Here is a 5,315-nt window from a genome sequence, read left to right as displayed (position 1 = left end):
GCTGCCCGCCCTGGCCGTCCGGGGCGTGCTGGTCAACGCCCACGGGCAGCGCTTCGTCAACGAGGACGTCTACCCCGGCCTGTTCAGCGTCGCCGCCGTCCTGACCCAGCCCGCACCGTACTGGGTGATCACCGACGAGGAGGGGTACGAGTCGGTCCCGGAGCAGGAGCGCTGGGGGGTGGTTCCCCGGTACGTCACGGAGACCCTGGCCGAACTCGAGGGCGAACTCGGCATGCCCGAGGGCGCCCTGGAGTCCACGGTCGCCGCGTACAACACGTACGCCGCGCGCGGCCGGGACCCGTACTTCCACAAGGACCCGCGCTGGCTCAGGCCGCTGCGCGGCCCCTTCGCGGCCGTCGACCCGAGGGCCGGGTTCCACCAGGGCGGCCGGCCGAGCGCCGGGGCGGGCACGGGCGCCGCCGGGTTCACCCTCGGCGGCCTGCACACCACGGTGGACGGTGCGGTGCTCGACGTGTCCGGCGCACCCGTCCCCGGCCTGTTCGCCGCGGGCCGGGCGGCCTCCGGCATCCATGGCGAGGGGTACGTCAGCGGCACCTCGCTGGGCGACGGGACGTTCTTCGGGCGCCGGGCCGGGACCGCCGCGGCGGGCGGCGGCTGAACGGGGACGGCGGGCGGCCTTGGGGCCGGGGCGGATTTCAGGACCCGGGGCCCGGGTGGATCCAGGGCTCGGAGCCCCGGTGGATCCGGGACCCGGAGCCCGGTGGCCCGGGCGGGCTCCGTCGTCAGGGGGCCGGAGCCACGTCCTCCGCCCCGTCCGCGAGCGGGAGCGTGCCCCGCGACGCCGCCTCACGGATGGTGTCGCGCAGCGCCCCGCAGCCCTCGAAGGCCCCGCCGGACGGGCCGCGCTCCACGCACGCCGCGGTGGCCCGTCCGTCCCACTGCACGCTCGTCTGCTGCCAGCTGCTCTTGCGCACCAGGACCCGGGCCGCGCACCGCTCGCAGGTCAGGGGGCGCATCGGGGAGCCGTCGACGAGCCGGTTGTCGGCCCGCATCAGACCGGCCGGCCTTCGGCGGCGGCCCTGCGGGCGAGGTTGGCCTCGACCTCCTTCTGCCACGCCTCGACGGGGCGCGTGGTGTCCAGCTCGAACTCGAAGCGGTCGGTCATCTCCGGTGTCACGTCGGCGGCGTCCACGTAGAACTGCTCGTACCAGCGCCGCAGTTGGTAGACCGGCCCGTCCTCCTCGCAGAGCAGCGGATTGTCGATGCGGGACTTGTTCTTCCAGATCTCGATGTCCTGCTCGAAGCCGAGCTTGATGAACTGCCCCATGCCCGTCGCGAGTTCGTCGGCGGCTTCGCCGGACAGCGCGGGTGAGCGCTTGACGATGATGCCGTACTGGAGCACGAAGCGGTTGGCGTCCACGGGGTAGTGGCAGTTGATCAGGACCGACCGCACGTCACCGGTGTCGTAGTGATAGGTGAGGTCGTCGATCATGAAGGACGGCCCGTGGTAGGAGGCCACCGAGTCGCTGCCGGTGGTCTTGGGCTTGCCGTCCTGCTCCTGGGGGCGTGCGTCGGGGCGGCCGGTGCCGCGCATGTACTGGGTGGCGGTGTGGCCCTCGAAGACGTTCTTGAAGTACGTCGGGAAGGAGTAGTGGACGTAGAAGAAGTGCGCCATGTCCACGACGTTGTCCACGACCTCACGGCAGTTGGCGTCCACGACGGTCTCGTACCAGAGCCAGTCGGTCCACTCCCCGCTCGTCGCCCCCTCGATCCGGGGGATCGTCACGTCGGCGGGCGGGGGGTTGCCCTCCGGGTCGTTCCAGACGAAGAGCATCCCGTCCTGGTCCAGCGTCGGCCAGGACGCCGTGCGGGCCCGCAGCGGGACCCGCTTGGAGTACGGGATCTGCTTGCAGCGGCCGTCGCCGCCCCAGCGCCAGTCGTGGAACGGACACGCGACCTGGTCACCCTTGACGGTGCCCTGCGAGAGGTCGCCGCCCATGTGCCGGCAGAACGCGTCCAGGACGTTGAGGGTGCCGTCGCCCGCCTGGAACACCACGAGCTTCTGGCCGAAGGCGCGCACGGCGTGCGGTGCGCCGTCCTTGTACTTCTCCGCGAGGCCCAGGCAGTGCCAGCCGCGCGCGAAACGGGTGGGTGCCGCACCGGCCTCGATGGCCCTGACCTCGTCGGATGCTGACTCGACTGTGCTCACGTTGCTCTCATCCCCTCATCAGGACGCGTGGTCTCACGGTTTCAGGACGGTAGGCCGGGCCCCCGGCCGCCCGGGCGGGGGAGTCCCACTGACCGGAACCGGCGCCGCGGGGCCGGCCGAGAGGCCGTCCCGGTCGGTGGGACGGCGCCTCGGCCACCCCGGCGGCCCGGGGGTACAGTCCGCCGCCCTGTCCGCAGTCGGCTACGGCGAAGGAGCCGTGATGAACCGTTTCGACGGTGTGAAGGTCCTGATCACCGGAGCGGGGTCGGGCATCGGCCGGGCCACCGCCCTGCGCCTGGTGTCGGAGGGGGCCGCCGTGTTCGCCGTCGACCGGTCCGGCGAGGGCCTGGCGGCGACCGCGGCCTCGGCGGGGCCGCCTCCCGGGCTGCTCGTGACGCACACGGCGGACGTCACCGACGAGGAGGCCGTGGCCGGTGCGGTACGCGCCGCCGCCGGCCGGCTCGGCGGCATCGACGTCCTGGTGAACGTGGCGGGCATCCACCGGACCACCCCCATCGGCGAGCTGACGGTGGCCGACATGGAACTGCTCTTCCGGGTCAACGCGGTCGGTACCGCCCTGTTCTGCCGCCAGGCGCTGCCCCTGCTCCCGGACGGCTCCGGCGTCATCGTCAACGTCGCGTCGTCGGCGGCGGCGCACGGCAACCCGTACATGACCGCGTACGCCGCCTCCAAGGGGGCGGTGCTCGGCTTCTCGCTGTCGCTGGCCGCCGAGGTGGCGCACCGCGGCATCCGGGTCGTGCCCGTGTCGCCCGGTTCGGTCGCCACCCCGCTGGCCGGTCCGCACGTGCTGCCGGCCGGCCAGGACGTCTCGTACTACGGGCGCATCCGGGCGCCGTTCGGCACCGCCGAGCCGGAACAGATCGCCGGGGTGATCGCCTTCGCCGCCTCACGGGACGCGGGTTACCTCACGGGCGCGGAGATCCGGGCCGATGGCGGGTCCCACATCTGAGACGGGGCGCGGGGCGGTACCCGTGGCCACTGAGCGGGACCGGCCCTTGCCGGTTTCCAGAACCAATTCTAGTTTTCGGTCATCGGTACCCACGCCCCCCGGGGGCCCTCACACTTACGGAGAGCCATGACAGAGGCCGTCATCGTCGAAGCCGCGCGGACACCGGTCGGCCGGCGCCGCGGGGCCCTGTCCGGGCTCCACCCGGCGGAACTCCTCGGGCTCGCCCAGAAGGGCCTGCTGGAGCGTGCCGGTATCGCCCCGGACACCGTCGAACAGGTCATCGGCGGCTGCGTCACCCAGGCCGGTGAGCAGTCCAACAACGTCACGCGCAACGCCTGGCTGCACACCGGACTGCCGCACACCACCGCCTGCACCACCGTCGACTGCGCCTGCGGCTCCTCCCAGCAGGCCGTGCACCTGGTCGCCGGACTGATCGCCTCCGGCGCGATCGAGACCGGCATCGGCTGCGGTGTCGAGTCGATGAGCCGGGTCTTCCTCGGGGCCGCCCTCGCCCCCGACACCGGACTGCCCGTACCCGAGAGCTGGACGCTGGACATGCCCGACCAGTTCACGGCCGCCGAGCGCATCGCCCGCAACCGCGGCATCACCCGGGCCGACGCGGACGCCCTCGGCCTCGCCTCCCAGCACAAGGCGGCCCGCGCCTGGGCCGAAGGACGCTTCGACCGGCAGATCCTGGAGATCCAGGCGCCCGTCATGGGCCCCGAGGGGCCGACCGGCGAGAGCGCCCTCGTCAGCCGCGACCAGGGGCTGCGCGCGACCACCCCCGAAGCCCTGGCCGGCCTGCGTCCCGTCCTGCCCGACGGCATCCACACCGCCGGGAACTCCTCGCAGATCAGCGACGGAGCCGCCGCCGTCCTGCTGATGAGCCGGGAACGCGCCGCCCGCGAAGGACTGCGCCCCCGCGCCCGGATCGTCGCCTCCGCCATGGTCGGCTCCGACCCCTACTACCACCTCGACGGGCCTGTCGCCGCGACCGAACGGGTGCTCAGCAGGGCGGGGATGACCCTCGCCGACATCGACCTCGTCGAGATCAACGAGGCCTTCGCCTCGGTCGTCCTGTCCTGGGCCCAGGTCCACAAGGCCGACCTGGACAAGGTCAACGTCAACGGCGGCGCCATCGCGCTCGGCCACGCCGTCGGCTCCACCGGCGCCCGGCTGATCACCCAGGCGCTGCACGAACTGGAGCGCACCGGCGGGTCCACCGCGCTGATCACCATGTGCGCCGGCGGTGCGCACGCCACCGCCACCGTCATCGAACGCATCTGAGGGGCGCCATGACCATCGGACTCACCCAGGAACACCGCGACCTGCGCGACGCCGTACGCGCCTTCGCCGGCCGGCACATCACCGAGGACGTCCTCAGGGCGGCGGCCGACGCCGACAAGGAGACCCTCCCCGCCCACTGGGGCGGCCTCGCGGAACAGGGCCTGCTCGGGCTGCACCTGCCGGAGGAGGCGGGCGGCGCGGGCTACGGGCTCGTCGAACTCGCCGTCGTCACCGAGGAGCTGGGCCGCGCGGTGGCCCCCGGCCCGTTCCTGCCGACGACCCTCGCCTCCGCCGTCCTGCACGCCGCCGGACACCACGCGCACCTCGCCGCGCTCGCCGCCGGGACCACGCTCGGCGCGGTCGGACTCGGTGCCGGCACCCTCACCCTGTCCCGCGCCGCCGACGGCACGGCGACGGTCACCGGCACCGGCGAACTCGTCGTCGGCGGCCACCTCGCCGACGTGTTCGTCCTGCCCGCCGCCGACGCCGGCCGGACCACCTGGCTGGTGCTGCCCCGCGCCGCCGTCGAGACCACCGACGTCCGCAGCCACGACCTCACCCGCCGCTCCTCCCGGGTCACCGCCCACGCGGTACCCGTACCGGCCGCCGACCTGCTGGACCTGGACCCGCGCACACCCCTGGACCTCGCCGCGGTCCTGTTCGCCGCCGAAGCGTCCGGCCTCGCCGACCGGTGCGTGGACACCGCCGCCGCGTACGCGCGCGTCCGGGAGCAGTTCGGCCGCCGCATCGGCCAGTTCCAGGGCGTCAAGCACCGCTGCGCCCGTATGCTCGCCCAGGCCGAACAGGTCCGCGCCTGCGCCTGGGACGCCGCCCGCGCCGCCGGCCCGGGCGGTGCAGGCGACCCCCGGGAGGTCTCGCTGGCCGCCG

At 73.8% G+C, this 5,315-nt stretch carries 6 protein-coding genes; 4 read left to right on the top strand and 2 right to left on the bottom strand.

Going from position 1 to position 5,315, the window contains the following annotated elements; translation table 11 throughout:
* The coding region (locus IH13_RS0129185; protein ID WP_031089029.1) for an FAD-binding protein at positions 1 to 619 on the top strand (619 nt) is incomplete at its 5' end.
* Positions 620 to 743: 124 nt separating this feature from the next.
* On the opposite strand, the gene IH13_RS0129180 is transcribed toward IH13_RS0129185, so the two are convergent.
* Complete coding sequence (locus IH13_RS0129180; RefSeq protein ID WP_037842741.1) at positions 744 to 1,013, bottom strand: hypothetical protein; 270 nt, start codon at positions 1,011 to 1,013, stop codon at positions 744 to 746.
* The gene (locus IH13_RS0129175; protein WP_031089026.1) at positions 1,013 to 2,170 is read right to left on the bottom strand and encodes a 3-ketosteroid-9-alpha-monooxygenase, oxygenase component; all 1,158 of its coding nucleotides are present in this window, start codon (positions 2,168 to 2,170) and stop codon (positions 1,013 to 1,015) included. Before IH13_RS0129175 ends, IH13_RS0129180 begins: the two co-directional genes overlap by 1 nt.
* 220 nt (positions 2,171 to 2,390) lie before the next feature.
* Here IH13_RS0129175 and IH13_RS0129170 point away from each other — a divergent pair, with 220 nt between their 5' ends.
* The 3 genes from IH13_RS0129170 to IH13_RS38780 all read left to right on the top strand — a co-directional run.
* Positions 2,391 to 3,140: an SDR family NAD(P)-dependent oxidoreductase gene (locus IH13_RS0129170; protein WP_031089025.1), complete on the top strand. Its 750-nt coding sequence runs from the start codon at positions 2,391 to 2,393 to the stop codon at positions 3,138 to 3,140.
* A 126-nt stretch (positions 3,141 to 3,266) separates the two neighbouring features.
* The gene (locus tag IH13_RS0129165) at positions 3,267 to 4,427 is read left to right on the top strand and encodes a steroid 3-ketoacyl-CoA thiolase (protein ID WP_031089023.1); all 1,161 of its coding nucleotides are present in this window, start codon (positions 3,267 to 3,269) and stop codon (positions 4,425 to 4,427) included.
* Positions 4,428 to 4,435: 8 nt separating this feature from the next.
* Positions 4,436 to 5,315 (top strand): acyl-CoA dehydrogenase family protein (locus tag IH13_RS38780; RefSeq protein ID WP_031089022.1); only part of this gene is annotated, 880 nt, incomplete at its 3' end.

The organism is Streptomyces sp. NRRL WC-3549 (assembly GCF_000721935.1).
GTDB lineage: Bacteria > Actinomycetota > Actinomycetes > Streptomycetales > Streptomycetaceae > Streptomyces.
The sequence above is the reverse complement of the archived record's forward strand: the minus strand, read 5'-3'. Positions and strand labels throughout refer to the sequence as shown.